The following is a 25299-nucleotide window of genomic DNA, read 5'->3' on the forward strand; positions in this document are numbered from 1 at the left end:
TTCAGCCGACCGACACATTCTCGAAACGGGGACGGCCAAGGAGATTCGGGATAAAGCCCTGCACCCTTTTGTTCATCGCGACCACGTTTGGGTCGAAGGCCAAAGGCACGTAGACGGCGTGTTCGGCGGCGATGCGCTGCACTTTCGCCAGAGCGGCCTGGCGCGCCTCCTGGGTGGCGCCGACGCGTGATGCGGCCAGCGCCTCCTCCATGCCCGGAATTTCCTGCCGGCCGCCGTTATAGGGCGAAGTCTTGCCGAAGATTGTATAGGGGACCATCGACGGATCCGGCCGCGACGTGATGGCGGCGATGAAACTGTCGACCGCGCGCTGGAAGAAGAAGGCGGTTGACGCCTCGGCGACGGTGGCCGCGCGCAGTTTGGCGTTGATCCCGACCTTTCGCCACATCTCCATCAACACTTCCTGGCGTTGCACCGCCGCCTGGTCAGCGTAGCCAATGGCGGTGAACTCCACTTTCGGCAACCCGGCTTCCTTCAGCAGGAAACGCGCCTTGTCCGGATCGTAGGCCAGCAGGGCGGCGGCGGCCTTGTCATGGGGCCAGTATTTCTGCGGGTAGCAGGTGGAGGCCGGCTCCCCGAGCCCCGCCAGGGTCGCCTTGTTGAACAGCTCCCGGTCGACAGCAAGGTTCATGGCCTGGCGCACCCGCAGTTCATTGAACGGCGGTTTGGAGAAATCCAGATAGACCATGTGCAGATACAGGGAAGGTTCGCTGGAAACCTCCAGTTTGCCGCTTTTTTGCAGCACGGCCCGCTGCATCGGCGGCACATTGAGCACCATGTCGTTTTCGCCGGCGATGACCGATCGCACTCCGGTGGCCACCTCGGTGATGACGCGCAGGTTCAGGCGCGCCACCTTCGGCTGCTCGCGGTTCCAGTAGTCCGGATTACGCTCGTAAGCGACGAGCGCGTTGTTTTCCCATTTGACGAACTTCCATGGACCGGCGCCAACCGGTGCGCGGTCGACGCTGCCGCCGCCAGCTGCGACCGCCTTCGGCGACACCATCATGCCGGCGCGGTCCGTCAGCACCAGGGGCAGCGACCTGTCAGGCGACTTCAGCTTCAGGATCACCGTGGTCGGGCCGCTGGTTTCGACACTGGCGACAGATGCCAGATCCACCTTAATGTTGGATTTCTCGTCGGCGCGGCTCCGGTCGAGATTGAATTTCACCGCCTCCGCGTCAAGCGGCGTTCCGTCATGGAATTTGAGGCCAGGGCGCAGTTGCAGCGCCAGGGTGAGTTCGTCGCGATATTCCCAGGAGCTGGCCAGTCCTGGCTTCGGCTCAAGGGTCGCCGGCTCCCACTGGACCAGCGTGTCATATATCGGGAACAGGAACTGGTGGTCCCCGCCGCTCCGGCCGGTGACCGGGTCCAGCGTCGAGGGATTGACGTTGATGGACACACGCAACGCATCCGCCTGCTGGGCTGCGGCGGGACGGGCGCCCGGCAATTGAAAAGCCAGGGTCGCGGCCGTCGCCGCGCCAAGCCCAAGCAGTCCGCGCCGGTTGAGTTCCGGGCCGGCGGCCCGTCCATCGGGAATACGCTGATCGCTCATGTTTTCCTCCCTGGACGGCTGCTCCGCCGTCTCGATTTCTGTTTTCCCGCGCCGCTTCAGATCGGCGAGATGTCGTGGAATTTCGGCGGCGCCGACGATGCGCTGCGGCGCGGCGCCGTGCGGGCCAGCGCCTCGATCAGCACGGGACGGGTGTCACGCGGGTCGATAATGTCGTCGACGCCGAAGCCTTCCGCCGCGGCAAGCGGGCTGACCCGGCTGCGGAATTTCCCGATCAGCTCGGCGCGCCGGGCGCCGGGGTTTTCCGCAGCATCAATGTCCTTGCGGAAGGCGACGTCGACAGCGCCTTCGATGGACATGGCGCAGATCTCGGCCGTCGGCCACGCCACGGTGAGGTCCGCGCCGAATGTCCGGCCGCCATTCATGGCGATGAAACCGAGCCCGTAGCCCTTGCGCAGGATCACCGAAAGGCGCGGCACCGTCGCCCGGCCAAGTTCGTAAATAATGCGGGCGCTGCGCAGGGCGAGCCCGGAGCGCTCCGCCGGAGAGCCCACATGGAATCCGGGAATATCGACGAAAAACACCAGCGGCAGCCCGAAGGCGTCGCAGACGGAAATGAAATGGGCGACCTTTTCGCAGGCCGGACTGTCGAGCGTGCCGGCAAAGTGTTTTGGCTGGTTGGCGATAATGCCGACGGGCCGTCCATCCAGCCGGGCGAGCGCCGTCACCACATTGCGCGCATAACCGGGTTTCAGCTCGAAGACGCTGCCGCGATCGGCCACCGCCTCCATCACCCTGCGGACGTCATAGGCCCGGCGTGAATTGGGGGGAACCATCTCCAGCAGCGCCGCGTCGCGCCGGTCAACCGGATCATCACAGGGGTGAACCGGCAGGGGCGCGCGGGCGTTGGGGGGGAAATAGCTGAGATAGCGCCGGATGGCCGCGAGCGCCGCGACGTCGGAGTCCACCGCCAGATCAGCGATACCGTACCGGTCCACCTGCACCGATGCGCCGCCAAGCTCCTCCTTGTCCAGATCCTCTCCGGTGGCCGCCTTGACCAGCGCAGGGCCGGCGATGCCCATGGTCGAAGTTCCGCGCACCATGACGACAAAATCGGCCAGGGCGGCGAAGTTCGACGGCCCGGCGAAGCCCGGCCCCATCATGGCGGCGCAGATCGGCGTCCAGCCGGACAGGTCGACCATCTTTTTGAAGGGCGTCGACACGCCGGCGAAATGGCGGCTGTCCAGCCCCTCCTGGATGCGATGGCCGCCGCCATCCATCAGCGACACATAAGGCAGGCCATGGTCGATGGCGTACTGGATGGCGCGGGCGCTTTTCAGGCCGCCAGCCTTGCCGCTGCTGCCGCCCATCACGGAAAAATCAGTGGCGGAAACCACCACGGGGCGACCATCGACGCGCACGTCCCCGGTAATGACCCCATCGGCCGGGGCGTCCAGCATCACGCCGTGCTCCGGCAGCGGCCGCACCAGGGCGCCCGCCTCGCGAAAGCTGCCGGGATCGCCGAAGGCGGCGATGCGCTCGCGCGCCGAAAGCTTGCCAAGGGCATGCTGGCGGGCGATGGCCTGGGCGCGCGCATTATCACCGCCGGCCGCCCGTTCATGTTCAACGCGCGCGAGAATGTCCGCCACGGCGAGATCCGCCCCAGGGCCGGCGGCCAGCGGCGCCCCTGCTGCAACGGCCGGCGGACGGGGTTGCGCCACGCGTGAATGCTCCGCCGTTTCTGGCGTTTCCATCTTCCCCTCCCCGATGCATCGCCGCCGGTTATGTCCGCGTGCTGCTTCCCTGATCCTGGCCTTGGCCCTGATCCTGGCAACCGCGCGCCTTCCTGCTTCGGAAGGCGTGCGCGGGAAACTTACCATAAGATCTGTTATCTTACTTCAACGTAAGTTACAATACGACGTCGTCACCTGCGCCCGGCTGGCGGCGCGCTGGATCCGGAGGAATGTCCAGCTGGCAGGCAATGCGGCGCCTGCCGCCAGCCGGGCCTGCCTATCAAAAACGGAAGCATAGGCCCCATCGTGCGTGACCAGGGGGATGCGCCGCGCGGCGGCGCGGGCGCTTCCTGGGCGGATTGCCTGGCGATCTGGATCAGAACTGGTTTGCGGCGCGGGACAAAAGCCACAGCAGCGCCACGACGACAACAGCCAGACCCGCCGACACCCCTTGCCAGAACCGGGCCGGATGTCGCTGGATCAGCGGCTGGCGCCCGGCGCCCGGCAAATCCGGGTTGGGCCGCCGCAGGTCATGAATGAATTCATCCACGTCCTGATAACGCTTCCAGGGATTGGGATGGGTCGCCTTGCGGATGGCGAGGTCGAACCATGGCGGGACCTCGGGTCGCCATCCGGCCACTGGCGCATAGGCCAGCCGGGCCTGCTGCATGCGCGTGCGGGTTTTCGCGATACCGGCGCCATAGGGCAGGCGCCCGGTGAGCATCTGGTAGACGATGACGCCGAGGGAGAAGATATCGGCCCTGCCATCGCCCTGTTCGCCAAGGAAATACTCTGGCGCCGTATATTGGACGGTTCCGAGAATCTGGTCCCAGTCGGTGGGGCCGGCCTCGGCCACGCCGGCCACCCGGGTCGCGCCAAAATCAATCAGCTTCACGGCGCCGAAGCGATCGATCATCACGTTCTGCGGCCGCAAATCCTGATGAACCATCTCGGCGCGGTGGAAGGCGCGCAGCCCGGCGGCAATCTGCGCCGTGATATTGCGGATGGTTTCAAGATCCGGCTCCGGGTGGTCCGCCATCCATTGGGCCAGGGTCTGCCCTTCAATGTACTCCGTCACCACATAAAGCGCGCTGCGACGGCGCCTGCGTGGCGGCGTCCGCATGACATTCGGGCTCTTCAGGCGTCGCGCGATCCACTCCTCCATCATGAGCCGCCGGAGGCTGGCAACATCGCTGCGCAGTTCGGTGGCGGGCGTCTTGAGGGCGACGGTCTCGCCGGTTTCCGTGTCGGTGGCGAGAAAAACGTGACTGCGGTGGCTGACATGCAGCGGCCGAATGATGCGATAGCCATCAAGCAGGACGCCAGGCTCCGGCGGTGCGGCGGGCTCAAGCGCCGCGTCAGGGAGCCAGTCGTCCGCGTCGATGTCCGGAAGGTCGTCGATGCGGACGATCTGCACCGTGACGTTGTCGCCGCTACCCGCCGCGAGCGCCGCACCGGCGATGTCGCGGGCGGTTGCATCGGCATCGTCCGGATGGGCGGCGATGGCGGCGGCGATGTCTTCGCCCGTCACATGCTCGTGCACCCCGTCGCTGGACAGGACAAACACATCGCCGATGTGCAGGTCCGTGGCGCGATAGTCGATTTCGACGCCCGGACGGGCGCCGAGGGCGCGCGCCAGATAGCTTTGCCGCGACGAAACGACAAGCCGGTGGTCTTCCGTCAGCGGCTCCAGCGACCGGCCATGCAGGCGGCTGATCCGGCAATCGCCCACATGGAAGATGTGAGCCTGGCGCGCTTTCAGCACCATTGCGGAGAACGAACAGACATGCCCCCGGTCAGCGTCGCCCACATCGGCATGCCGGCGGGTTTCGGCGTGGAGCCATGCATTGGCCGCTGTAATGACGCGTTGCGCCGAGGTTTTGACCGTCCATGCGTCAGACGTGCAGTAGTAATCGGTCAGAAAGCTGCGTATCGCCGCTTCAGCCGCGACGCCGCCCACCGGGCTGCTGCTGATGCCATCGGCAATGGCGATGGCCACGCCCTTCATCGCCAAAGCGGCGCCCTCGGGGATGAGCGCGCCATGGAAATCCTGGTTGATCTCCTTCCGGCCCCGGTCGGAGTGCTGGCCAATCGATATCGCAAGAGATCCGGGCATGGGTGCTCCACATGGAGCGTCTTCCGGTCAGCCGGAAACGGCTGATCGATCAGAATTCGCTCCAGCCAGGGAGAATTGGAGCAGTTTGCGATCCGGATTGATCGAAAACTGCTCCAGGAACGTCCCGCCGGACCGGCGGGAAGACGGAGACTGGCGGAAAACCGGCTATTCAGCCGGCGCGATGCTGGCGCGGAGGTTCGCGCGGGGCGCGCGCTTCGCGCCAGTGCGAACGTGCGTGGTGTAAAGCGTGAGGCCGACAAAGGTGAGGCCGCCGACAAGATTGCCCAGCACGGTCGGAATTTCATTCCAGACCAGATAATCCATCACCGAGAAATGGCCGCCGAGCAGAAGACCTGAAGGGAACAGGAACATGTTTACAACGGAGTGCTCGAATCCCATGTAGAAAAACAGCATGATCGGCATCCACATGGCGATGACCTTGCCGGAAACTGACGTCGACATCATGGCGCCAACAACGCCAGTCGCGACCATCCAGTTACACAGCACGCCGCGAATGAACAGGGTCAACATGCCGGCGGCGCCGTGGGCTGCGTAGCCCACGGTCCGTCCCTCGCCAATCACGCCGATCTTCTGGCCCACCGCGTCCGGCGCCTGGGTGAAGCCATAGGTGAAGATGACGGCCATCATCAGCGCCACGGTGAGCGCGCCGGCGAAATTGCCAAGAAACACCAGCCCCCAGTTCCGCAACACGCCCCCCCAGGTCACGCCAGGGCGCCGGTCGATGAGGGCGAGCGGCGACAGCATGAGCACGCCGGTCAGCAGGTCAAAGCCCATCAGATAGAGCAGGCAGAAACCGACGGGGAACAGGATGGCGCCGGCGAGAGGCTGCCCCGTGTGTACATTGATGGTGACGGCGAAGGCAGCGGCCAGCGACAGGATGGCGCCCGCCATGAAGGCGCGGATCACCGTGTCGCGGGTCGACATGAAGATCTTGGATTCGCCAGCGTCAACCATCTTGGCGACATATTCGGCGGGGGGAAGGTATGACATGGTGCGTCCTTTCGGGGGACAGGCCGGCCTTGATGCGACCTTTGGCGCGGCCGTCGTTCAGCTGTGCGGCGGTTCAGGCCGCGTATTGGCGGAGGGCTGAAGCGGCCAGCAGGATCCGCTCGCCGTCGATCCGCACTGGAATCTTGCCGGCGCAGCCATGATCGGCGCCTTGCGCCTGCCCGGTTTCCAGGCTGATGACCCAGTTGTGGAGCGGGCAGGTCACGGCGTTTCCGTGCACCATGCCCTCCGAAAGCGGGCCGCCCTTGTGCGGGCAGCGATCGCGCAGGGCGAAGATGGAGCCATCCGCCGTACGGAACACCGCGATATCGCCAACGGGGGCTGCGACAACCCGGGCGCCCTGAACCGGAATGTCGGTGATCCGGCCCACATCAATCCATTCAGTCATTCCGCCGCCTCCAGCAGTTTCAGATTGGCCATCGGGGTGAATTCATGCGCCTCGCGCCCTGCGGCCCGTTCGGCCCATGGGTCGATCTGCGCCTTGCGTTGCGAGATGACGAAGCGTTCGAAGAGGGCCCGGCGCTTTTCCGCGTCACCGACGACGGCTGCGCGGATGGCGTCGACGCCAACCCGTTCGGCCCATTTGTACATGCGCTCCAGATAGCGCCCCTGCTCGCGATACAATTGGGTGAGCGCGGCGATGACCTCGATGCATTCGTCCCCGGTTGCCGTGCGGGTCAGCAATTGCGTTCCCTTGATGTGCAGGCCTGCGGCGCCAGCGAAGTGAATCTCGAAGCCGGAGTCGACGCAGATCACCCCCACGTCCTTGCAGGTCGCCTCGGCGCAGTTTCGCGGGCAGCCGGAGACGCCCATCTTCACCTTGGCCGGCGTCCACGAACCCCACATGAACTTTTCGATCTGCACGCCAAGGCCGGTCGAGTCCTGGGCGCCAAACCGACACCAGTCGGAGCCAACGCAGGTCTTCACCGTGCGCAGACCCTTGGCGTAAGCGTGGCCGGAAACCATGCCGGCCCTGTTGAGATCTGCCCAGACAGCGGGCAGGTCTTCCTTGCGCACGCCCAGAAGGTCGATGCGTTGCCCGCCCGTCACCTTCACCGCCGGAATGTCATAGCGCTCCGCCACGTCGGCGATGGCGCGCAACTCGCGCGGATTGGTGAGGCCACCCCACATGCGCGGCACGACCGAATAGGTGCCATCCTTCTGGATATTGGCGTGGACACGTTCGTTGACGTAGCGGGAGCGGGCGTCGTCCTCGTATTCTTCAGGCCAGTCGCACAGAAGATAATAGTTGAGCGCCGGGCGGCATCTGGCGCAGCCGCCAGACGTCTTCCAGCCAAGCTCCTGCATCACGGCCGGGATCGACCTGAGGGATCCGGCCCGGATCAGACGGCGCGTCTCGTCGTGGCCAAGGTCGGTGCAGCCGCACATCGGCTCCACCGCCGCCGGCGCGAACGCCGCCCCCAGCGTCAGCGACATCAGTTGCTCAACAAGGCCGGTGCAAACGCCGCATGAGGCCGAGGCCTTGGTATGCGCCCGCACATCGGCCAGCGAGGTCAGTCCCTCCCCCGCGATCGTCTGGAGAATTTTGCCCTTGCAGACGCCATTACAGCCACAAATCTCCGCGTCGTCCGGCAAGGCCGCGACTGCCGCCGCCGGATCCTGCGGCGCGCCCGCCGCGAACGACTGGCCATGGATCAGCGTGTCGCGCATCTGCGAGACATCGGTTCCCCGGCGCAACAGATCGAAGAACCACGAACCGTCAACGGTATCGCCGTAAAGCACCACGCCGGCCACCCGGTCGCCTTCCAACACGACGCGCTTGTAGACGCCGCGCGCCGCGTCGCGCAGCACCACTTCCTGACGGTCGTCGCCATCGCCGAAATCGCCAGCAGAAAACAGATCGACGCCCGTAACCTTGAGGCGGGTGGCCGTGAGCGAGGCGGTGAACGCAGCCGTCGCGTCGCCCGCCAGACCCGCCGCTGCGACCTTCGCCATGTCATAGAGCGGCGCAACGAGGCCGTAGCAGACGCCGCCGTGCTCGACACATTCGCCGACCGAGAAAATATCCGGATCGCTGGTCCGCATGTCGTCGCCAACCAGCACGCCGCGGTTGACGTCAAGACCAGCCGCGCGCGCCAGCGCGGCGTTGGGCCGGATGCCGATCGCCATCACCACCAGATCCGCCGGCAGTTCCTCCCCGTCGTCGAGCCTGACGCCCGTGACATGCGCATCGCCGAGAATGGCGTGGGTGTTCGCCCGGCAGCGGATGGCAACGCCCCGCTGCTCCATGGCCCGTTGCAACAGATAGCCCGCGGAGGGATCGAGCTGACGCTCCATCAGCGTGGGCATCAGGTGGAGAACGGTGACGTCCATGCCCTGCGCCGCCAGCCCAGCCGCCGCCTCCAGACCGAGCAGACCGCCGCCGATAACCACGGCGCGGCCGCCCTTGCGCGCCGCCGCCAGCATGGCGTCCACATCGTCGAGGTCGCGAAAGCTCACCACGCCGGGCAAATCGGCGCCCGAAACCGGCAGGACGAACGGCGACGACCCGGTTGCCAGCAGCAGCGCGTCATAGTCCGTGACGGAGCCATCGGCGCCGAGCACCTGCTTCGCGGCGCGGTCGATGTGGGTGACCGCCACGCCGCGCCGCAGGTCAATGCGGTTGGCCGCATACCAGGCGTCATCGTGAATCAAAATGTCTTCGTAGGCCTTTTGTCCAGACAATACTGGAGAAAGCATGATGCGATTGTAATTGACGCGTGGTTCCGCGCCAAAAATTGTCACCGAATACGCATCCGGGTCACGGGCGAGCAGCTCATCCAGCGCGCGGCCGGCCGCCATGCCGTTGCCGACAACAACAAGCTTTCGGGGCATCTCAGGCCTCCTTTCCGCGCAGATGCATGATCTGACGCGTATCTGAAGTGGAAACACAAAAAACGTCGCAGGAACGCGCCGGCAGATCGCGAGTGGATCTGGGCTGTTCGTGCGACGCCGTTGTCGGTTGGGATGCCAGTTAACTGGCCGCCGTCCGCCAGATCTGGCGGGAATGGCTGGGGAGCGATGACGTCTTTGTCATGGCTCCGATGTATTTAATGCTATTAAATCAACCCGTTGCGCTCAAGGAGATAGTTTGGGCGCCGCGAACAACATATCATCAGCTTGGCGCCTGAAATCGGTGCAACAACTTGCATGTTCGGCGCCTGGACGTTGCAATCGTCATGTCCGTGCAAAGAAAAAAGCTCCTTCCGTTTCCGGAAGGAGCGATCCGCGAACGCGGCCTGGTGTGACAACCGCGAAAAACAGGTTCCTCACGCCAGATCGCAACAATACTGACGCATTCCCAACCTGCCCCTCGCCATTCTTCGTTGCGGGCGACGGAACATCATGCCTGCGCCGGTTGCAGCTTGTCCGCTGGCATTTGCCAGTATTTGGCTTTCAAATATCCAGTTTTCTCTTGCTTGTCTTGATAATGTCCAGCCTGCCCAGGCCTGAATGCGTCCCTGAATACCTCGCCGACACCGATGAGCACGGGCTGGCCCGGGTCCCGGCCGCGCGCCGCATCGCCAAGGGCGCGGAGCGGGCCGTTCCAGCGGGTTTCCGCGCGCGATACATTGCTGACCATCACCGCAGGCCCATCGGCGGGATAGCCGGCCGCCATCAATTTCCCGGCGATCTCCCGCGCCGTGGCGCCGGCCATGTAATAGATTGTTGTCGTCCTGCGATCCGCCAGTCCCCGCCAGTCAAGATCCGCGGGCAACCGCCCGGTTTTCGCGCACCCGGTCACGAACCGCACGGATTGCGCCGCCTCCCGGTGGGTGAGCGAGACGCCCAGTGATGCGGCGGCGGCGATGCCGGCGGTCACGCCGGATACAATTTCGACCGGCACGCCAGCGCGCCTGAGACACGCGATCTCTTCGCCGGCGCGGCCGAAAATCATCGGATCGCCGGACTTGAGCCGGACAACATGCTTGCCCTCAAGCGCCAGCCGCACCATCAGGCTGTTGATGTCGTCCTGGCTGCAGGAAGCCCGGCCACCCCGCTTTCCCACCATCAGGCGCCGCGCTTCCCGGCGCGCCAGCTCAAGCACGTCGTCGGACACCAGATCGTCGAACAGGATCACATCAGCAGATTGCAGCGCCCGCATGGCCTTGAGCGTCAGCAGTTCGGCATCGCCTGGCCCGGCGCCGACCAGCGTGACCCGGCCCGATGCATGGGGTGCGATCGCCATCGCATCACACGCGGCGTCCAGATCCGTCAGGGATGCTGGCGGACGCCCCCCGAGCGCCAGGCCGGCAAAGCGTTCCCAGAAAACGCGGCGGGCCAGCCCCTGGGAGGCGCGCTCCAGAACCTGACCGCGGATGTTGCGCGCCAGCGCCGCCCACAAGGCAAGCGAAGGATGCAGCAGCGTCTCAATTTTCTGGCGGATCGCCTGCCCCAGGATCGGGGCGGCTCCATCGGTCGAAATGCCGATCACCACCGGCGAGCGGTTGACGATGGCCCCGAACTGGAAGTCGCAGAAAGCAGGGTTGTCGATGACATTCACCGGCGCGCCAGCGGCGCGGGCAGCGGCGGCAAAGGCCGCCGCCTCCTGATCGTCCCCGGCGTCCGCCACCGCAATCGCCGCGCCGTCCAGAGCGTCCGGCGTCCATCGCCGCTCATGGATCGTGAGGCTGCCGTCCGCCGGGCCATGGCGCAGCAGGTTTTCCATGTCCTCGCCCGTCGATGGGGCGTAGATCTCCACATGGGCTCCGGCGGCGGCCAGCAACTCGGCCTTCCAGGCGGCGGCGCTGGAGCCGCCGGCAACGACCGCGCGCCGCCCACGCAGGTCATGGAATACCGGCAGCTTCGCAAGCGGGCCCAGCCTTCCGGGAGCCGCCGGCTCTGGCTTTCTCGATCGCAGGGGCATTGGTGATCCTCCGGACTGGCAGTTGCGGGCGTGTGAGGGCGACGCGCGTCACATCAGGCGCGCACGGGCGCGCGGCTGGGGCGACAAAGGGGACAAGGGGCGACGTCAATGTCGGAAAGGAACGCCGTGGCGCGGCGTTTCGGGGAGACCGCCATCAGCCAGGCCATCACCGGCCAGGGCTTCCCTGGTCAAGTCTCCGCCGGCCATGACGTCGTTGTCAGGCCGGACAGTACAACGATAGGCGCCCCGGCGGCGGCCCTCAAGACGGCAGATGACCCACGGCGCCGCTCCCTGCGTCACGCTGCCTGCGAAACGGGCATTCCGCGACAGTGTCCCGACCCGCGGGAGCGCTTCGTCCGCCTCATCCCGGGCGCCCTTCAACCTCAGGCGCGGATCGGGAAGCCGCGCACATATTCCGGCAGGTCTTCAGGATCAAACATGCGCCCATCCAGAAATGGTTGCGCCGCCAGTTGCAACTGCCCCCCGTTTGTCGCCACCACGGTTGGGGTGGCGGCGCCCTCAGGCTTGCTGTCAACCGCCGGAATGTCCTGGGCCCGCCCGGAGAGCGCGGCGCCGTAGATGTCGGGCCGGTAGGCCGCCGCAACACTGTCCAGCCTGGCTGGATCCCAATGGGCCTGTCCCCAGCGGATCATCTGGCTGTAGATCCACCGCGCCTGGCTGAGCCACGGGAAGTTCACGCCGCCAGCGTGGTAAGTGACATAGCTGTCGATGCGCCGCGTCTGGCCAGCCGGGTCAACGGACAGCTCCCCCCGCAGCAGGCGGCGGATCATCTCCGGCGCCGCGCCGATGCAGGCCGGATCCGCCAGCATGTCGGCGAGATCGCCATGATTGTCCGGGACATCGCACCAGCGCGCCGCCGCATCAAGGGCAACGATGAGGCGCATCAGGGTTTCGTCATTCGCCCCGGCCCAGGCCGGGCTGACGCCAAGCACTTTTTCGGGCGCCGCCGGCCAGATGTCCGCTTTGGTGGCGACAATGCGCCCGACGCCGCTCTCCACCGCGATGACATTCCAGGGCGCGTTGACGCAAAAACCATCAATCACGCCGGAGGCGAGCGCATCTGCGGTCATCGGCGGCGGCGTCACGATCAATGCGACGTCACGGTCGGGATTGATGCCCCCCGCGGCGAGCCAGAAGCGTAGTTCATAGTTGTGCGATGAAAACGGGTAGGTCATCGCCAGCACCAGGGGCCGCTCGCCGTCGCGCTTGCGCCGCGCGATCACCGCTCGCAACGCCCGCGCGTTCGCCAGCGCGCCCTCGGTTCCGCTGAGGCCCGCAAGCTGTTGCATCTCCCGGTACAGGGCCACCGACAGGGTGATGGCGTTGCCGCCGCCGCCAAGCGCGAAGGGGGTGAAACAGGGCGCCGGATTCGAGCCAACGCCAATCTGGGCGGCGACCGGCATTGGGCTCAGCATGTGCGCCACGTCAAACTGCCGGACCGCGAGCCGGTCGCGAATGTTCGACCACGACACCTCGCGCGCCAGTTCGAGGCTCACCCCTTCCCGTCGCGCAAATCCCTGACGCTCGGCCGCAACGAGAACAGCCATGTCAATGAGTGGAATGAAGCCGGCGCGCACGACGCGCCGGGGCGCCCTGACGGCGCCGCGCGCGCCGGAAACATGGCCCGGACCGGCTGCCGGCGCGCCAACCCCATCCGCGCCGCCGGCGTCCCTGAGCCCGTTCCTGAACATTGTGTCGCGTCCCATAGATCTACTTCCCGAGCAGCGACGCCGCCGTCACAAGGCTTTGGGCGATGTCGACGAGTTTTCGCTTTTCATTCATCGCCGTCTGGCGCAGCAGCGCATAGGCCTCCTCCTCCGTCATCTGGCGGCTCTGCATCAGGATGCCCTTGGCGCGTTCAATAATCTTGCGGGCGGCGAGTTCGTTGCGGGCCGCGTCAAGCTCGCGCTGCAGGCGGTCAAATGCCTGGAAGCGGGTCACCGCCATGTCGACGATCGCCTTGACCCGCTCCTTGCGCAGGCCGTCCACGACGTAGGCGGACACGCCCGCCTCGACCGCCGCGCGGATCATCTCGCCATCCGAGTGGTCAACGAACATCGCGACGGGCCTGGCGACCAGCCTGGACATCTGGAACATCTGCTCAAGCACGTCGCGGCTGGGGTTTTCGATGCCGATGATGATGACGTCCGGCTCCAGGTCGGCCAGCCGGCGGAGCATCTGGCCGGTTCCGGCGACCACATGGGTGTCGAGGATCCCTGCGTCGTGCAGGCCATCAACAAGGATCGCAGCCCGGATGCTGTTCTCCTCCACAATGGCAACGCGGAGCTTTTGTCGCTGTTCTGGCGTTCCGCCGCTCATGTGAAGCCATGTGATCCCGTTTCGCCCAATAGCGAAAAGCAATAATTGTGCCAATTTCTCGCGGCGGGTCATATGCCTGTTGCGGCGGTTTCAGCCTGATGCGGAACCGTGGCGGCTGGCATCGAAGGGCGCGACAGTCCAGGCGGCAAGATCTGCACAGCCTCCCGGACCCCGGTGGCTCCGGCTTTGGCTGGCGGCGCTGGCGCCGCGCCCTGCGCGCCGGTTGCGGCGCGAAGGCGGCGGCGTCCTTCACGGGCTCGCCGCCGCAGTTCTGATTTTGGCTTTGTCTTTGTTTTCGGCTTTGGTTTCGCCTGCCGCGCAGCGCGCGGCTGGGTCAGATCAGCAACCGGCGGCGATGACCTCAATCTTTAGCGGCGCGCCGCCAGCGACGATGGCGAGCAGGCGGTCGATATTCGGGTGCGCGCCCGGGCGGCTGCGCGCATCAGCCGTATGCTCGGCGAACACGTCGAGGCCGTGCCCGGCCGCCCTGGCGTCGAGGACGGCAAAGGCCTGCCTCAGGTACTGATAGACAGCCAGGGAGCCTTGCTTGCCCGGCAGGTTTTCGATGCTGGCGATCACGGCGCCATTGCCATCCAGAAGATCGATGCGCTGCACGCCATCAATGGGCGGCAATTGCTGCAGATTGTCCCTGAACGTCGCGCCCGGCTGAATCATCGCCTGCATTCCCCAAATCCCTGAACTGGTTGCCTGCGGGCGTGTAACACCTTGTCCGCGTCTCCGCCATTGCGCCGCTTCCGGTCGCGGCCTGGCGACGGGGAGGTGGCCCCCTCCCCGCGACGCGCCGTTACAACCTCACCAGCTTGCAGCGCGATTCCGCGAGCGGCTGGAACGCTTCATCACCGGGAACAACTTCCCTGATTGTCTAATAGTCCCAGTCTTCAGATATGTCGGTTGGCCTTTTCACTTCCACAATATTCAGATCGTACACCATGCGCCCATCTTCCCGGATGCGCCCGTTGCGGGCGTACATGTCGTTGATGGGCTGGGATTTCAGATATTTTATCACTACGGCCGGGTTGTCCGCACCCACGGCTTTCACCGCCTTCAGATAGTTCATGGTGGCGGAATAGGCGCCCGCCTGGACGAAATTCGGCATCTTGCCCGTGACGTCCCTGTATCTCTTGCTCCACTTGCGCGAACTCTCCGACTGGTTCCAGTAGAAGGGCTCAAGCATCAGCATGCCTTGCGTGGCCTTGGGCCCGGGCGCGTGAACCTCTGTAATCGCGCCGATGATGGGCACGAGGCGCTGGCCCGGCGCCACCGCGAAATCATTGGCGGCCTTGATCGAGTTCAGCAGGTCGCCCCCGGCGTTCGCCAGGGCGACGACCTTCGCCTTTGAAGCCTGGGTCTGCAGAATGAACGACGAGAAATCAACGCCAGCGCCAGGGCGATGGCCAGCCCGCCGCCGGCCGGCTCGCCCGAGAGACAGATGCTGGCGGGGTCGAAGCCGCCCGCAGCAGAGCGCGACAGGCGACCACGGCGTCATCGATCGCCTGTCCGGCGTCCGCCGCCAGGAACGTGACCATCGGATGCGCCGCGTCGCCAAGCAGCGCCACCCGCCCTTCCGTCCATACGTCGATGGGGTCGCGGTAACACATACGGTAATGAACGAGGTCTCGCACTGCCGCAGCATCTGCAGCGCGCGCGGGCAGGCGTCCGAAAACGAGGCGAGCATTTCATCAATGTCGCCACTGTCGGACCAATCTCTCCCGCGTCACTTCGCTGGCGGGGACCGACGCCAGGATGCTGTAGAGGTTCTTCGGCCGGACCCAATAGGTGATCAGCGTCCGCCCCGGGCCGAACCAGTAGTTGCCGCGTTCCTCAAGCCCAAGCCCCTCCAGCTTTTCAGCGGGGATCAGCGATCGCCACATCAGAATCCGCGCGTCGTGCTTTTCCTCATCTCCGCGCATGGCCCGGCGGACAGCGGAATGGATGCCGTCGCATCCGATCAGGACATCGCCTTCAACCGTTTTGCCTTCCGCCAGCGTAACGGTGACGCCGGACGCGCTCTGGCTGATGGATTCGCACCTGGCGCCCAGTTTGAGGCTGCAGTCCGGCAGCGCGTCGCGCAGCAGGTTGATGAGATCGGCCCGGTGGACGTTGTACATCGGCGCGCCGTAGCGCTCCTCCGCCAGTTGACCCAAAGTCAAGAGCCCCGGAAGGGGGACGCGCGCCTTCAATCCAGACCAGGGCGCAACTCATACCAGAATGCGAAGATGCTGACGCATCCGCATTCTGAATTGCTCAAGCGCCGCACGGGCTTCACCAAGGCCCGGTGAGTCAAGCTCACCGGGCCTTGGTATCAAGAATGGCGGCCCAACTCCTGTTTGCCCATCACGGGTTGAACGCCGTCACCGTCCAGCAGATTGTTGCGGCGGCCGGCCAGAAGAGTAACGCGGCCATTCACTATCATTTTGGCTCGAAAGAAGAGCTTGAGAATGAACCGCAGTGGCGCGGATATATGCGGTTTACCTCACATCTGCATGCTACAAATCGGGAGGCGCTCGCCCGTGCGCTCGATAACCGCTGGAATTCGGCCCATGTCGCCTGCTTTGATCAGCTGAAGAAAATGATAAAAGTAGCTTCAGAATTACTTTATCAACGGCTGTTCCTGCTGAACATATACGCGAATACAGCCATGTCCGCCCGGGACGCCGCCCTTGAGGACAGCGAAACTGCGCAAGACAGGCTATGGGGGCAACGGTTTACCCTCGAGAACATTCTCGACTCGCTGGAGGCGGCCCTGATCAGCGCGCCGTCACAGAGCACCCGCCGTCTGTTGTGAGACAGCCCCGTCCATCCTCGCGACTCTGGACAGGCTGAACCGGGACGCCCCCGCCGCTCTGCTTTGGGCCTTCTGGTTGCGATCCTTTGACCGCGTATCATATCCTCATGGAGCGCCGCTCCCCGACAAGGCGCGCCAGCGGTCTTGCAGTAGCGGGGCGCTCCGCCATGGCATCCGTTAACGCTAACGCCAACGGCGACGACAGATCGTCGGCAAAGCAGACCGCCGCGCCCGGCGCACAATCTGGACCATCAGTACATGAAGCGTTTTTCTTTCGATCTTCCCACATGCCTGTCGCTCGTGACCGTACTGGGTCTTCTGCTGGCCGCGGCTGGAATCTGGGGCCCGGCAGGCGGCCACGCGCTCCTGAAATGGTCAGGCGTCACGCTCGTTTTTCTTGCAGGCGGCGTTCCAACAGCCTGGAGCGCGCTGTCCTCGCTGTACAAGCAGCGTATTCTGGACATTGATCTGCTGATGATAACCGCGGCTGTCGCAGCCGCCGTTGTCGGGGCGGCGTTTGAAGGCGCGGTGCTGCTGACATTGTTCAGCGTCTCCACCACGCTCGAGCACCGGGCGCTCGGCCGGGCGCGCCGCGCCGTCGAAGCGCTGATGGCGCTGCGACCTGAGACGGCCTCACGCAAGGCGGCCGATGGCTCCGTCGTTGAAATCCCCGCCTCGGAACTTGTGGTCGGCGACGTTGTGATCCTGCGTCCGGGCGCGCGCGTGCCGGCCGACGGAGTGATCGCCCACGGTCGGGGCGGCATTGATGAAGCCAATATCACCGGCGAGTCCATGCCGGTCTCCAAGGAACCAGGCCAGCAGGTGTTCGAGGCCACCATCAATCTTGATGGCGTGCTGGAGGTGGTCGTCTCCCGCACCGTCGCCAACAGCACGATCGCCCGGATGATCAGGCTGGTGACCGAGGCGCAGGAGGCCAGGGCGCCGTCCGAGCGCTTCAGCGCCTGGTTCGGCCAACGCTATACTGTCGCCGTTATCGTCGGCGCGGCGCTCGCCTTCGTCATCTTCTTCCTCCTGGGGCGCGACTGGGAGCAGTCCCTGTACCGGGCCGCCACCCTGCTTGTCGCGGCCAGCCCCTGCGCGATCGTCATCTCTGCGCCCGCCGCCATCCTGTCGGCCCTGTCCGCGGCGGCGCGCGGCGGCGTGCTGTTCAAGGGCGGCGGCGCCATTGAGACCCTGGCGGCGGTGAAAACCTTCGCCTTCGACAAGACCGGCACCCTGACGACGGGGCGCGCCACGATCAATCAGATTGTCGCGTCCGATGGCGATGAAGACGGCTTTCTGTCGCTGCTCGCCGGGGTTGAGGCCCACTCTGAACATCACATCGCCGCAGCCATTCTCCGTGAGACGGCGGCGCGCGGACTGACAGGCGTCGCTGTCACCGATGTCAGCGCTCATCCAAGCGCCGGGATACTCGGCCGCGACAGCGTCGGCCAGGTATGGGCTGGCAACGCGCGCATGGCCTCCGCCATGGGGGCGACCATTGACAACCCGGCCCTGACGCAACTGGAGGAAGGGGCGCGCACCGTTGTCTACCTTGGACGCGGTCCCAAAGTGCTTGGCGCGGTGACCGTTGCGGATGAAGCGCGCGCCACATCCGCGCCCGCATTGCAGGCGCTGCGTGACAGCGGCGTCCGTAAAATCGTCATGCTGACCGGCGACCGCAGGCCCGTGGCGCTGCGCATTGGCGGCGAGCTCGGCATCGCGCCAGAGGATATCCGCGCCGGTATGTTGCCGAAAGACAAGGTGGACGCCATTGGCGAACTGGCGCGCGATGGGGCTGTCGCTTTCGTCGGCGACGGCGTGAATGACGCTGCCGCTCTCGCCCGCGCTGACGTTGGCATCGCCATGGGCGCGGCCGGGTCGGATGTGGCTCTTCAGGCCGCCGATGTCGCCCTTCTGTCGGAGAACATGCGAAAACTTGCCGAGGCGCACCATCTGGCGCGCCGCACGGTGTCAATCATGCGGCAGAATTTCATCTTCGCCATCGGCGCCATGCTGGTGCTGGTCACCGGCGGCCTGTTCTTCAACCTGCCGCTGCCGCTTGCGGTAATCGGGCATGAAGGCGGGACCGTTCTTGTGGTTCTGAACGGCTTGCGCCTGTTGTCGGACAGGATCAGGACCCCTGACCCACGCTGAAGCGCGCCGCTCACTTTCTTCGCACAAAAGGCGCCGCTCGAAGCGGCGCCCGTATGCGAAGTCGACCGCTGCGGTGCTCAGGATATGGCGGCGCGCTTTGGCTCGACGATTTCGAACATCCGCGGAAACTCGTCCATGAGCGACATCAGCTCCACCAGTCGCGCGCCGTCGCCGGTCATCACGATGTCACCGGCTGCGGCAGCCGCTGCAAAATCTGTCTGCCCGGCGATAATGCGGTTCAGCATGGCGCGCGGCAGGGTGATGGTGAGATCGGCGGCCGGGCGCGGCGGAACGGCGATGCAGGTCAGGGCGCTGTTTTCGAGCGTCATCGCCCAGTGTTCGTCGGGCTCCGTCAGCGCCCAGTTCAGCACCATGCGCCGGCCTTCCGCCTTGGGGCCGTTCAGCCGCACCGCCAGCATGTCCCACACCTGGCCGGTCTGCAGGGCGGCGACGGTTTCCAGCGGCATGCCCCCGCGCGACGGAACCGACGGCATGCCGTGGCGCAGTTCCTGCGCCCCAAACAGATAGGCATTCCGCCAGGTGGCGCTTTCCGCCAGATAGCCGAGTTGCTCGAACGTGTCGGCCAGCATGGCGCGGGCCGCCGCGTTGTCCGGCTCAGCGAACGTCAGGTGACTTAGCGCCTGGGCGACAAAGCGGAATTCGCCCCTGTCGAAATCCCGGCGCGCCTTGTCGAGAATCGCTTCGGCGCCGCCCATGTATTCGACGAACTTGCGCCCGCTCTCAACCGGCGGCAGCGGGTCGAGGGTGGCCGGGTTGGCGTCGTACCAGCCCAGATACTTCTGGTAGATCGCCTTCACGTTATGGCGGATGTGGCCGTAATATCCCCGGGCGTGCCAGGCCTGTTCGAGGCTTGCGGGCAGACGGATGGTCTCGGCGATTTCCGCGGCGGTGAGCCCGTGGTTCATCAGGCGCACCGTCTGGTCGTGGGCGAATTTGTACAGGTCGCGCTGTTGCCGGATCATGGCGGCGACCCGCTCCTGCCCCCAGACTGGCCAGTGATGCTGGCCGCACATCACCTCGGCCTTGTCTCCCCACATGTGCAGGGCCTCATCGAGATACTTCGACCACGCCAGCGCGTCGCGCACCTCCGCGCCGCGGAATGGCAGCAGGTTATGGAAATTGTGGGTGCAATTCTCCGCCAGGCTCAGCATCCGGTACCGCGGCGCGTAAAGGTGCATCTCCGCCGGGGCCTCGGTTTCCGGCGCCATCTGGAATTCAAATTCGATGCCGTCGATGGTCCGCGTCTCGCCGGTTTTGCGGATCAGGTCCGTCGGCCGCACCAGCGCCACGCCGCCCGCGGAGATCATCTTGCCCAGGCCGGCGTCAACCTGACCGCGTGGGCCCTTCTTCAGCAGGGGGCCAAACTGGTATTGCGCCCGGCGCAGCATTGCCGGTCCGGCGATAATGTTTTCCGAAACCGCGTGCTCCATGAACAGGTCGGGCGCGATCACCGGCACCGCGCCGCTCGCCAGCGCCGCTTCATCAACGACGCCGCGCGCGCCGCCCCAGTGATCCGCGTGGGTGTGCGAGAAGATGATGGCGACGACCGGCCTGTAACCGCGATGTTTGTAGTAGAGTTCGATCGCCGCCCGCGCGCCCTCGATCGCCGACAGGGCGTCATAGACGATCACGCCGGTTTCGCCCTCGATCAGGGTCATGTTGGCGATGTCGAACCCTCGCACCTGATAGACCCCAGGCACAACCTCAAACAGGCCATGATGCATGTTGAGCCGCGATTGCCGCCACAGGCTCGGATTGACCGTCAGCGGCGCCTCTTCGCTGGCCAGGAAGCCATAGTCCTTGAGGCTCCAGACAGTGCGGCCCCTGTCCGAGACAATATGCGCATTGTCGATCGCGCCGAGAAAGCCGCGCGCCGCATCGGCGAAATCTTGCGTGTCCCCGAACGGCAGGGTTTTCAGGGTCGCCGCGTGCATATCGGCGACCGCCTGCGTCGCCTCCCTGGGAGCCAGGCCGGAATCGTGCGTGGTCATGTAGCCATCCTTTGGGTTCTGAATTGTCGCTGGCGCCGGCGCGGCGCGTTTCGGCATGGGCGCGCGGCGATGAGCTGCGGCCTATCCCATGGAAGCATTTGCTTTCCTGCCGCCGTGTTTCTGGCGATCCCGCCACCATGAGGTGAGCGCCAGGATCATCCAGCCTGCGTTGTAGACGACGCCGATTGTCAGGATCAGCCATCCGGGCAACGGCCCCAGCGCCGCCCGCTCCACGATCTCCGACAGCCCGGACGCAGGAACGGGATGCACGCCGATCTTGATGCAATAGGCCGCGGTCTGGATGGCGAGGATCCAGACATAGCTGCGGCGCAACCTGCGCCCCACCGATCCGGCGAACGAAATATGATGGCGCGGCGTCAGGTAGTCACGCGCCAGCCGGTCGCGCCAGGTCGGGTCACGCGAGACCTGATCGGGAGAAGCCTGATCGGGAGAAGCCGGCGCGTCCGCCAGCATCGGCGCGTAGAGGTTGGCTTCCAGCCATCGCGCCCGCGCGCGCCAGACGTTGAAATAGCGGTAACGCCGGGCTTCGAGGGCCAGAAACAGCGCCAGCAGCAGCCCCACCAGCAGCAGGGGCGCTGGCGAGGCCTCGCGGCTGGAGAAGGTGGTCGACAGGGCGATGCCCATGGTGACGATCGCCCAGTTGGTGGTGTTGTCCAGGCGGGTGCGCCAGATGGTGCTGCGGTAGACTTCAGCGCGATACAGATGGGCAATCGCCCCGATTTCCGCCGCATTGAATTCCGGACGCGCCACGCTGATGGCCGGTTCGATCGTATCCATGGCCGCCTCCGGTATCGCGACTAATGCCAGACGGACAGCTTCTGGAAGCAGATGACGCCATGTGCGGTCAGGGCGTAGCGCATTTCGGCCGCCGCCGCGTCCGCGGGCGGCAGGGCAAGGCCGATGCCTTCGATGACCGCGCCGGGCGCCCCAGACGCCGGGTTGATATCAGGACGATGATTGCGCATTGCTTCCTTGAATCAGGCCAGATAAAGAATGAGAATTCATATTCTTATTTTTCAGAACCATAATTCTGATTTGAAAGCTGTCAAGCCATGAGCACGCTTCCCGTTCGCAATGTGTTGAATGCCGGCATGCTGGAGGGCTTCATCTCCGCCGGCATGCGGCCAGCCCATCAGGCGCGCAGCCGTGAACTGGTGATCCGGCTGTTCAACGAAGGTCTGACCCTGCTGAACGACGTCGATTTCGACGGGCTGTCGATCGAAACCCTGTGCCAGCGCACGGGGTCGACGGTTGGAGCCTTTTACAGCCGGTTTGAAAACAAGGACGCCTTTGTCAACGCGCTGCAACGCATTGTTGTGACAGGCGCCCGCCGGGAAATTTACGCGAGCTATGAGAACGCCTCCTGGGAAACCCTTGACCAGCTGGTCGGGGCGATCGCGAGGGGAGCCTTGATCTGGTACCGGCGCCATGAGGGGCTGGTGCGGGCGTCGCTGCGCCTTGCCAATGGCGAACGGGACATGTGGACGCCGATCCGCGAGCTGGGCGAGCTGAATATTTCGTGCGCCATGCCCCACATACTGGCGTTCCTGCCGCCGCAGGCGCACGAGGGCGCCGTCGACAGGATCCGGCTGGCGTTCCAGATGCTGTTTGGCGCGCTGAACAATATCGTTCAGGTCAATCCCGGCCCCTTCACCCTGGAGGACCGGCGCACGGCGCCCTTCATCGCCGAGGCCATGACCGGCTTCATCCGCGCGGCCGACCGGCGGCCCGCCAGTCCAGACCACCCAATGGCTTGACCGCCCCTGGCATGAAACGGGGCCTGATTTGCCGGATGTGGCCCGTCGCGTGAATGCCTCCCTGCAAAAGGTCAGTCACACATCCCCGTTGCCTGGCCGCCCCGTAGCCAGCATATTTTTCGTTGATTGACGGCGGCCTGGCGCAACTTCACGTTGTCATCACCGCCGCCGGCCGGAAAACTGGAACCCGTCCGGATGTTTTGCGACCAGACAGAACCGCCTGCCTGATCAGAATTCGTTCAAAACAGGGGTCGCCGGAACGATCCCCGATCCCTATCGACGGGAAATGGCGCGAGCTGCAGGCTCAGGATGTGAGATCGCAACAATGCTGACGACGATTTCCCTGATTGCCATCAAAATCAGCGTGGCCCTGCTGATCATGGCGATCGGCCTCGGCGCGCGGCTCTCCGACGCCAGCTTCCTGTTGCGCCGGCCGGGTCTGCTGCTGCGCTCGATCCTTGCCATGTACGCGCTCGTTCCCCTGGCAAGCTTCGCGCTGGCCAAGCTGCTGCCGCTCAGCGGCAGCACGCGGGCGGCATTGCTGGTTCTTGCCGTGTCGGCCGGCGCGCCGCTGCTGCCGAGGAAACTGCAAACCTACGGCAACGGCGCCTACAGCTTCAGCCTGGTGGTGATATCGTCCCTGCTGGCGATTGTGCTGGCCCCGGCATGGCTTGCCCTGTTTGCGCACCATTTTGGCGCGTCGTCGCCGATTTCCATCAGGAATGTCGCGTCGGCCATCGCGATCAGTTTCCTGGCGCCGCTTCTCGTCGGCATGATTGCCGGCCGGATTTTTCCCGTGCTGGCGGAGCGCCATGCGGGCCGGATCTCCGCGCTTGCCGGACTGGTTCTGGCGCTTGGCGCTGTTGTCCTGCTGGGGACGCACTGGCGGATGCTGGCGGAGATTGACGCCATCGGACTGGTCGCCCTGCTGTTGCTGGTGACGATCGCAACCCTCATTGGCCACCTCTGCGGCGGTCCGCTCGACGGCGACAGGACAACCCTGGCGATTGCCTGCGCGACGCGGCATCTGGGCGTCGCCGTGATCATTGCAACAGTGTTTCCCGGGCCGCGCGTCGTGGTCACCCTTGCCTGCTACCTGCTGACTTCGGCGGTGGTCTCGCTGCCATATCTGCGCTGGCGGCGGCGCGTGGCCATCGCGGCGGCGCAGCGGGACCACCAGGCAGCCTGAACGCAATGGGCGCAGACGCCTGGTCGCCATGCAACTGGCGCAATCTGGAGCGATCCCCATGGGATCGCCGCTACGCCTTGATCACAGCGGCGCGGCTGGCCGGGCCTGTCCAGAACCCGGAGCGTCATGCTCACCGGGTTCTGGCGCAAGACCTGCCCATCAGACACACCCACAGGGAGATGCGTTCAGACCTTTTTGACGGCCGGGATGCTCCAGGTGCCATTGAGGATCGAGGGATCCGCCTCGTCCGGCCAATACATGCGGAGCATCAGGATGAAATCTCCCGACGGCGCGGGAAGCCAGTTGGATTCCTTGTCCTTCCCGGGCGATTTGTGCTGGATGTAGAGATCGGTGGAGCCGTCCGGATTGGATTTGAGATCCTGCCTTGGACTGATCGAAAAGCGGTTGAGCGGGTTCTCCACGAAAAAATACTGGCTGTCATACATGGTCAGCGACCAGAAGCCCTGAACCGGCGGCAGATGGCCCTTGGGGAAATGCATGACATAGGTATCGGCCCCGTTATACTTGCGGCCATCGGCGTCCGCCGTTGACGTGGGATAGACCGCGTCTTGCGGGCGATTGGCGCCAAGGCCAATGGCGGTGATCAGGCCGCGCATCAAATAGTTCGTACCGTAGACGCCTGTCTTGGTGGTAAAGGCCCAGCCTTTCTCGTGCGTGACCGCGTCATTGATCCTGAACTGCAGCATGATCCGGTCGAATCCGACCTGGGGTATGCGCTTGACAAAATCGGCCTTGAGCTTGCCCGCATCGAAGGGCTGTCCAGGAACGAGACCGATGCGTGCGAATTTCTCGAGCGCGGGCGCGTCCGCCGCCGCAGGCGGATTGGTTTTCATCAGCTCGCTGAGCAGCGTGAAGTAGCTGACGGCGTCCATCCGGTTCACCTGATCCCGCACCGACATTTTCATGTCAACGGACGGGTCGACCTTGCCGACGGGCGGCGTATAGGTCTTGCCGTAGGCGCTCAGCGGAACCAGGCGGAACTGGTCCTGCAATTTGTGCACGGCGGCATAGTCTTCCGGCGTGCCGGTGCAATAGATCCGGCCAAGCAGCCAGACCATGTTGGTTGGCGACTTGTACTCCCGAACGCCAGCCGGGAGAATGCCCTTCCAGCCCGGCCCGGTGATCGCATACGTCTGCGCCGCCGTGCCGGTGGTCCGTTTTCCGGGAACCTGGAACACGTTTGTCCAGCCATCCAGCATGGGCATGAGGAAATAACGATCCTGCATGTCCGGGATGCTCAGGACCCATGGCTCCTTGCCGACGTCGAAAAACGCCGTGGTATAAAGCGTGTCGGCATTTGGCGCCGTGACATCCCGGAACGACGCGTCCGGGTAGTGACGCATCTTGATGAACTGTCCCATCGGAGCCTTGGCGCCCGTGGCCTCCGCCACATTGGTCAGCGCCCGGCGGGTCAGCTCCATGGTCACCAGGGGATAGCCATAGATATAGGCGTTGGTTGCCGTCCAGAAGTCCTCAAGGCCATCTTCGATGCCGAGGAACGAGCCCTGCTGGGCCAGGGCCGTGCGGCTTGCCGCCGCGACCGCCAGCAAGCTGAGTCCGCCAAACGCCGCAGCTCTGCGCGTAATATTCATGACAGTCTCCCCAACATGTTCGCAAGTGTTCGTTTGCGCGAGTTCGCAACAAAGCGACGAAATGAAACCGGGTTCAACCTGGCCAAATTCCCCAAGGCGCCCCACCGTGGCCTCCATGGCGCGCGTTGCTC

The 25299-nt window shown here is 65.0% G+C and carries 20 protein-coding genes; 4 read left to right on the forward strand and 16 right to left on the reverse strand.

The window, feature by feature from the left end:
• Nucleotide 1 precedes the first annotated feature (1 nt).
• The 12 genes from ACERNI_RS15000 to ACERNI_RS15055 form a co-directional block, all read right to left on the reverse strand.
• The gene (locus ACERNI_RS15000; RefSeq protein ID WP_448834063.1) at nucleotides 2-1570 is read right to left on the reverse strand and encodes an ABC transporter substrate-binding protein; all 1569 of its coding nucleotides are present in this window, start codon (nucleotides 1568-1570) and stop codon (nucleotides 2-4) included.
• A gap of 56 nt (nucleotides 1571-1626) precedes the next feature.
• Nucleotides 1627-3282, reverse strand: a complete 1656-nt coding sequence (locus ACERNI_RS15005) for an acyl-CoA carboxylase subunit beta (RefSeq protein WP_448834064.1) — start codon at nucleotides 3280-3282, stop codon at nucleotides 1627-1629.
• 355 nt (nucleotides 3283-3637) lie between these two features.
• A complete protein-coding gene (locus ACERNI_RS15010) occupies nucleotides 3638-5377 on the reverse strand; it encodes a protein kinase domain-containing protein (RefSeq protein ID WP_448834065.1) in 1740 nt (579 codons plus the stop codon).
• A gap of 165 nt (nucleotides 5378-5542) precedes the next feature.
• Nucleotides 5543-6388 carry a formate/nitrite transporter family protein gene (locus tag ACERNI_RS15015; RefSeq protein WP_448834066.1) on the reverse strand — a complete coding sequence of 282 codons (846 nt, stop codon included), beginning with the start codon at nucleotides 6386-6388 and terminating at the stop codon, nucleotides 5543-5545.
• 73 nt (nucleotides 6389-6461) lie between these two features.
• Nucleotides 6462-6794, reverse strand: coding sequence for a nitrite reductase small subunit NirD (nirD, locus tag ACERNI_RS15020; protein WP_448834067.1), 333 nt, complete (start codon nucleotides 6792-6794; stop codon nucleotides 6462-6464).
• Nucleotides 6791-9241: a nitrite reductase large subunit NirB gene (gene nirB / locus ACERNI_RS15025; RefSeq protein ID WP_448834068.1), complete on the reverse strand. Its 2451-nt coding sequence runs from the start codon at nucleotides 9239-9241 to the stop codon at nucleotides 6791-6793. Before nirB ends, nirD begins: the two co-directional genes overlap by 4 nt.
• Before the next feature lie 508 nt (nucleotides 9242-9749).
• The gene (gene cysG, locus ACERNI_RS15030; protein WP_448834069.1) at nucleotides 9750-11273 is read right to left on the reverse strand and encodes a siroheme synthase CysG; all 1524 of its coding nucleotides are present in this window, start codon (nucleotides 11271-11273) and stop codon (nucleotides 9750-9752) included.
• Nucleotides 11274-11656: 383 nt separating this feature from the next.
• Nucleotides 11657-13000, reverse strand: coding sequence for a CmpA/NrtA family ABC transporter substrate-binding protein (locus ACERNI_RS15035; protein WP_448834070.1), 1344 nt, complete (start codon nucleotides 12998-13000; stop codon nucleotides 11657-11659).
• Between the two features lie 4 nt (nucleotides 13001-13004).
• Complete coding sequence (locus tag ACERNI_RS15040) at nucleotides 13005-13613, reverse strand: ANTAR domain-containing response regulator (RefSeq protein ID WP_448834088.1); 609 nt, start codon at nucleotides 13611-13613, stop codon at nucleotides 13005-13007.
• Between the two features lie 339 nt (nucleotides 13614-13952).
• Complete coding sequence (locus ACERNI_RS15045; RefSeq protein WP_448834071.1) at nucleotides 13953-14297, reverse strand: DUF2322 family protein; 345 nt, start codon at nucleotides 14295-14297, stop codon at nucleotides 13953-13955.
• Between the two features lie 199 nt (nucleotides 14298-14496).
• Nucleotides 14497-15120 carry an ABC transporter substrate-binding protein gene (locus ACERNI_RS15050; protein WP_448834072.1) on the reverse strand — a complete coding sequence of 208 codons (624 nt, stop codon included), beginning with the start codon at nucleotides 15118-15120 and terminating at the stop codon, nucleotides 14497-14499.
• Between the two features lie 193 nt (nucleotides 15121-15313).
• Entirely contained in the window at nucleotides 15314-15784 is a 471-nt protein-coding gene (locus ACERNI_RS15055) for an FAD-dependent monooxygenase (protein ID WP_448834073.1), read from the reverse strand.
• Between the two features lie 158 nt (nucleotides 15785-15942).
• On the opposite strand from ACERNI_RS15055, the gene ACERNI_RS15060 reads away from it, so the two are divergent.
• Together ACERNI_RS15060 and ACERNI_RS15065 are read left to right on the forward strand one after the other, a co-directional pair.
• Complete coding sequence (locus tag ACERNI_RS15060) at nucleotides 15943-16419, forward strand: helix-turn-helix domain-containing protein (protein WP_448834074.1); 477 nt, start codon at nucleotides 15943-15945, stop codon at nucleotides 16417-16419.
• A 258-nt stretch (nucleotides 16420-16677) separates the two neighbouring features.
• On the forward strand, nucleotides 16678-18576 hold the full coding sequence (locus ACERNI_RS15065) for a heavy metal translocating P-type ATPase (RefSeq protein ID WP_448834075.1): 1899 nt from the start codon (nucleotides 16678-16680) through the stop codon (nucleotides 18574-18576).
• Between the two features lie 77 nt (nucleotides 18577-18653).
• On the opposite strand, the gene ACERNI_RS15070 is transcribed toward ACERNI_RS15065, so the two are convergent.
• From ACERNI_RS15070 to ACERNI_RS15080, 3 genes are all read right to left on the reverse strand, one after another.
• On the reverse strand, nucleotides 18654-20588 hold the full coding sequence (locus ACERNI_RS15070; protein ID WP_448834076.1) for an alkyl/aryl-sulfatase: 1935 nt from the start codon (nucleotides 20586-20588) through the stop codon (nucleotides 18654-18656).
• An 81-nt stretch (nucleotides 20589-20669) separates the two neighbouring features.
• Nucleotides 20670-21386 carry a DUF2270 domain-containing protein gene (locus ACERNI_RS15075; protein WP_448834077.1) on the reverse strand — a complete coding sequence of 239 codons (717 nt, stop codon included), beginning with the start codon at nucleotides 21384-21386 and terminating at the stop codon, nucleotides 20670-20672.
• A 20-nt stretch (nucleotides 21387-21406) separates the two neighbouring features.
• Complete coding sequence (locus tag ACERNI_RS15080) at nucleotides 21407-21574, reverse strand: hypothetical protein (RefSeq protein WP_448834078.1); 168 nt, start codon at nucleotides 21572-21574, stop codon at nucleotides 21407-21409.
• A gap of 87 nt (nucleotides 21575-21661) precedes the next feature.
• Here ACERNI_RS15080 and ACERNI_RS15085 point away from each other — a divergent pair, with 87 nt between their 5' ends.
• Together ACERNI_RS15085 and ACERNI_RS15090 are read left to right on the forward strand one after the other, a co-directional pair.
• Nucleotides 21662-22366: a TetR/AcrR family transcriptional regulator gene (locus ACERNI_RS15085; RefSeq protein ID WP_448834079.1), complete on the forward strand. Its 705-nt coding sequence runs from the start codon at nucleotides 21662-21664 to the stop codon at nucleotides 22364-22366.
• A gap of 325 nt (nucleotides 22367-22691) precedes the next feature.
• Nucleotides 22692-23555: a bile acid:sodium symporter family protein gene (locus ACERNI_RS15090; RefSeq protein WP_448834080.1), complete on the forward strand. Its 864-nt coding sequence runs from the start codon at nucleotides 22692-22694 to the stop codon at nucleotides 23553-23555.
• Between the two features lie 185 nt (nucleotides 23556-23740).
• Here the strand turns inward: ACERNI_RS15090 and ACERNI_RS15095 are convergent, their stop codons facing one another.
• On the reverse strand, nucleotides 23741-25168 hold the full coding sequence (locus tag ACERNI_RS15095) for a DUF1254 domain-containing protein (protein ID WP_448834081.1): 1428 nt from the start codon (nucleotides 25166-25168) through the stop codon (nucleotides 23741-23743).
• Nucleotides 25169-25299 lie beyond the last annotated feature (131 nt).

The organism is Camelimonas sp. ID_303_24, from assembly GCF_053543495.1.

Coding starts and splice junctions, on each gene's coding strand:
- ACERNI_RS15035 (WP_448834070.1), bottom strand. CDS start 13,000: ATGGGACGCGACACAATGTTCAGGAACGGGCTCAGGGACGCCGGCGGC.
- ACERNI_RS15015 (WP_448834066.1), bottom strand. CDS start 6,388: ATGTCATACCTTCCCCCCGCCGAATATGTCGCCAAGATGGTTGACGCT.
- nirD (WP_448834067.1), bottom strand. CDS start 6,794: ATGACTGAATGGATTGATGTGGGCCGGATCACCGACATTCCGGTTCAG.
- ACERNI_RS15065 (WP_448834075.1), top strand. CDS start 16,678: ATGAAGCGTTTTTCTTTCGATCTTCCCACATGCCTGTCGCTCGTGACC.
- ACERNI_RS15010 (WP_448834065.1), bottom strand. CDS start 5,377: ATGCCCGGATCTCTTGCGATATCGATTGGCCAGCACTCCGACCGGGGC.
- ACERNI_RS15085 (WP_448834079.1), top strand. CDS start 21,662: ATGAGCACGCTTCCCGTTCGCAATGTGTTGAATGCCGGCATGCTGGAG.
- ACERNI_RS15045 (WP_448834071.1), bottom strand. CDS start 14,297: ATGCAGGCGATGATTCAGCCGGGCGCGACGTTCAGGGACAATCTGCAG.
- nirB (WP_448834068.1), bottom strand. CDS start 9,241: ATGCCCCGAAAGCTTGTTGTTGTCGGCAACGGCATGGCGGCCGGCCGC.
- ACERNI_RS15000 (WP_448834063.1), bottom strand. CDS start 1,570: ATGAGCGATCAGCGTATTCCCGATGGACGGGCCGCCGGCCCGGAACTC.
- ACERNI_RS15060 (WP_448834074.1), top strand. CDS start 15,943: ATGGCGGCCCAACTCCTGTTTGCCCATCACGGGTTGAACGCCGTCACC.
- ACERNI_RS15070 (WP_448834076.1), bottom strand. CDS start 20,588: ATGACCACGCACGATTCCGGCCTGGCTCCCAGGGAGGCGACGCAGGCG.
- ACERNI_RS15050 (WP_448834072.1), bottom strand. CDS start 15,120: ATGACGCCGTGGTCGCCTGTCGCGCTCTGCTGCGGGCGGCTTCGACCC.
- cysG (WP_448834069.1), bottom strand. CDS start 11,273: ATGCCCCTGCGATCGAGAAAGCCAGAGCCGGCGGCTCCCGGAAGGCTG.
- ACERNI_RS15040 (WP_448834088.1), bottom strand. CDS start 13,613: ATGAGCGGCGGAACGCCAGAACAGCGACAAAAGCTCCGCGTTGCCATT.
- ACERNI_RS15095 (WP_448834081.1), bottom strand. CDS start 25,168: ATGAATATTACGCGCAGAGCTGCGGCGTTTGGCGGACTCAGCTTGCTG.
- ACERNI_RS15080 (WP_448834078.1), bottom strand. CDS start 21,574: ATGCGCAATCATCGTCCTGATATCAACCCGGCGTCTGGGGCGCCCGGC.
- ACERNI_RS15090 (WP_448834080.1), top strand. CDS start 22,692: ATGCTGACGACGATTTCCCTGATTGCCATCAAAATCAGCGTGGCCCTG.
- ACERNI_RS15005 (WP_448834064.1), bottom strand. CDS start 3,282: ATGGAAACGCCAGAAACGGCGGAGCATTCACGCGTGGCGCAACCCCGT.
- ACERNI_RS15075 (WP_448834077.1), bottom strand. CDS start 21,386: ATGGATACGATCGAACCGGCCATCAGCGTGGCGCGTCCGGAATTCAAT.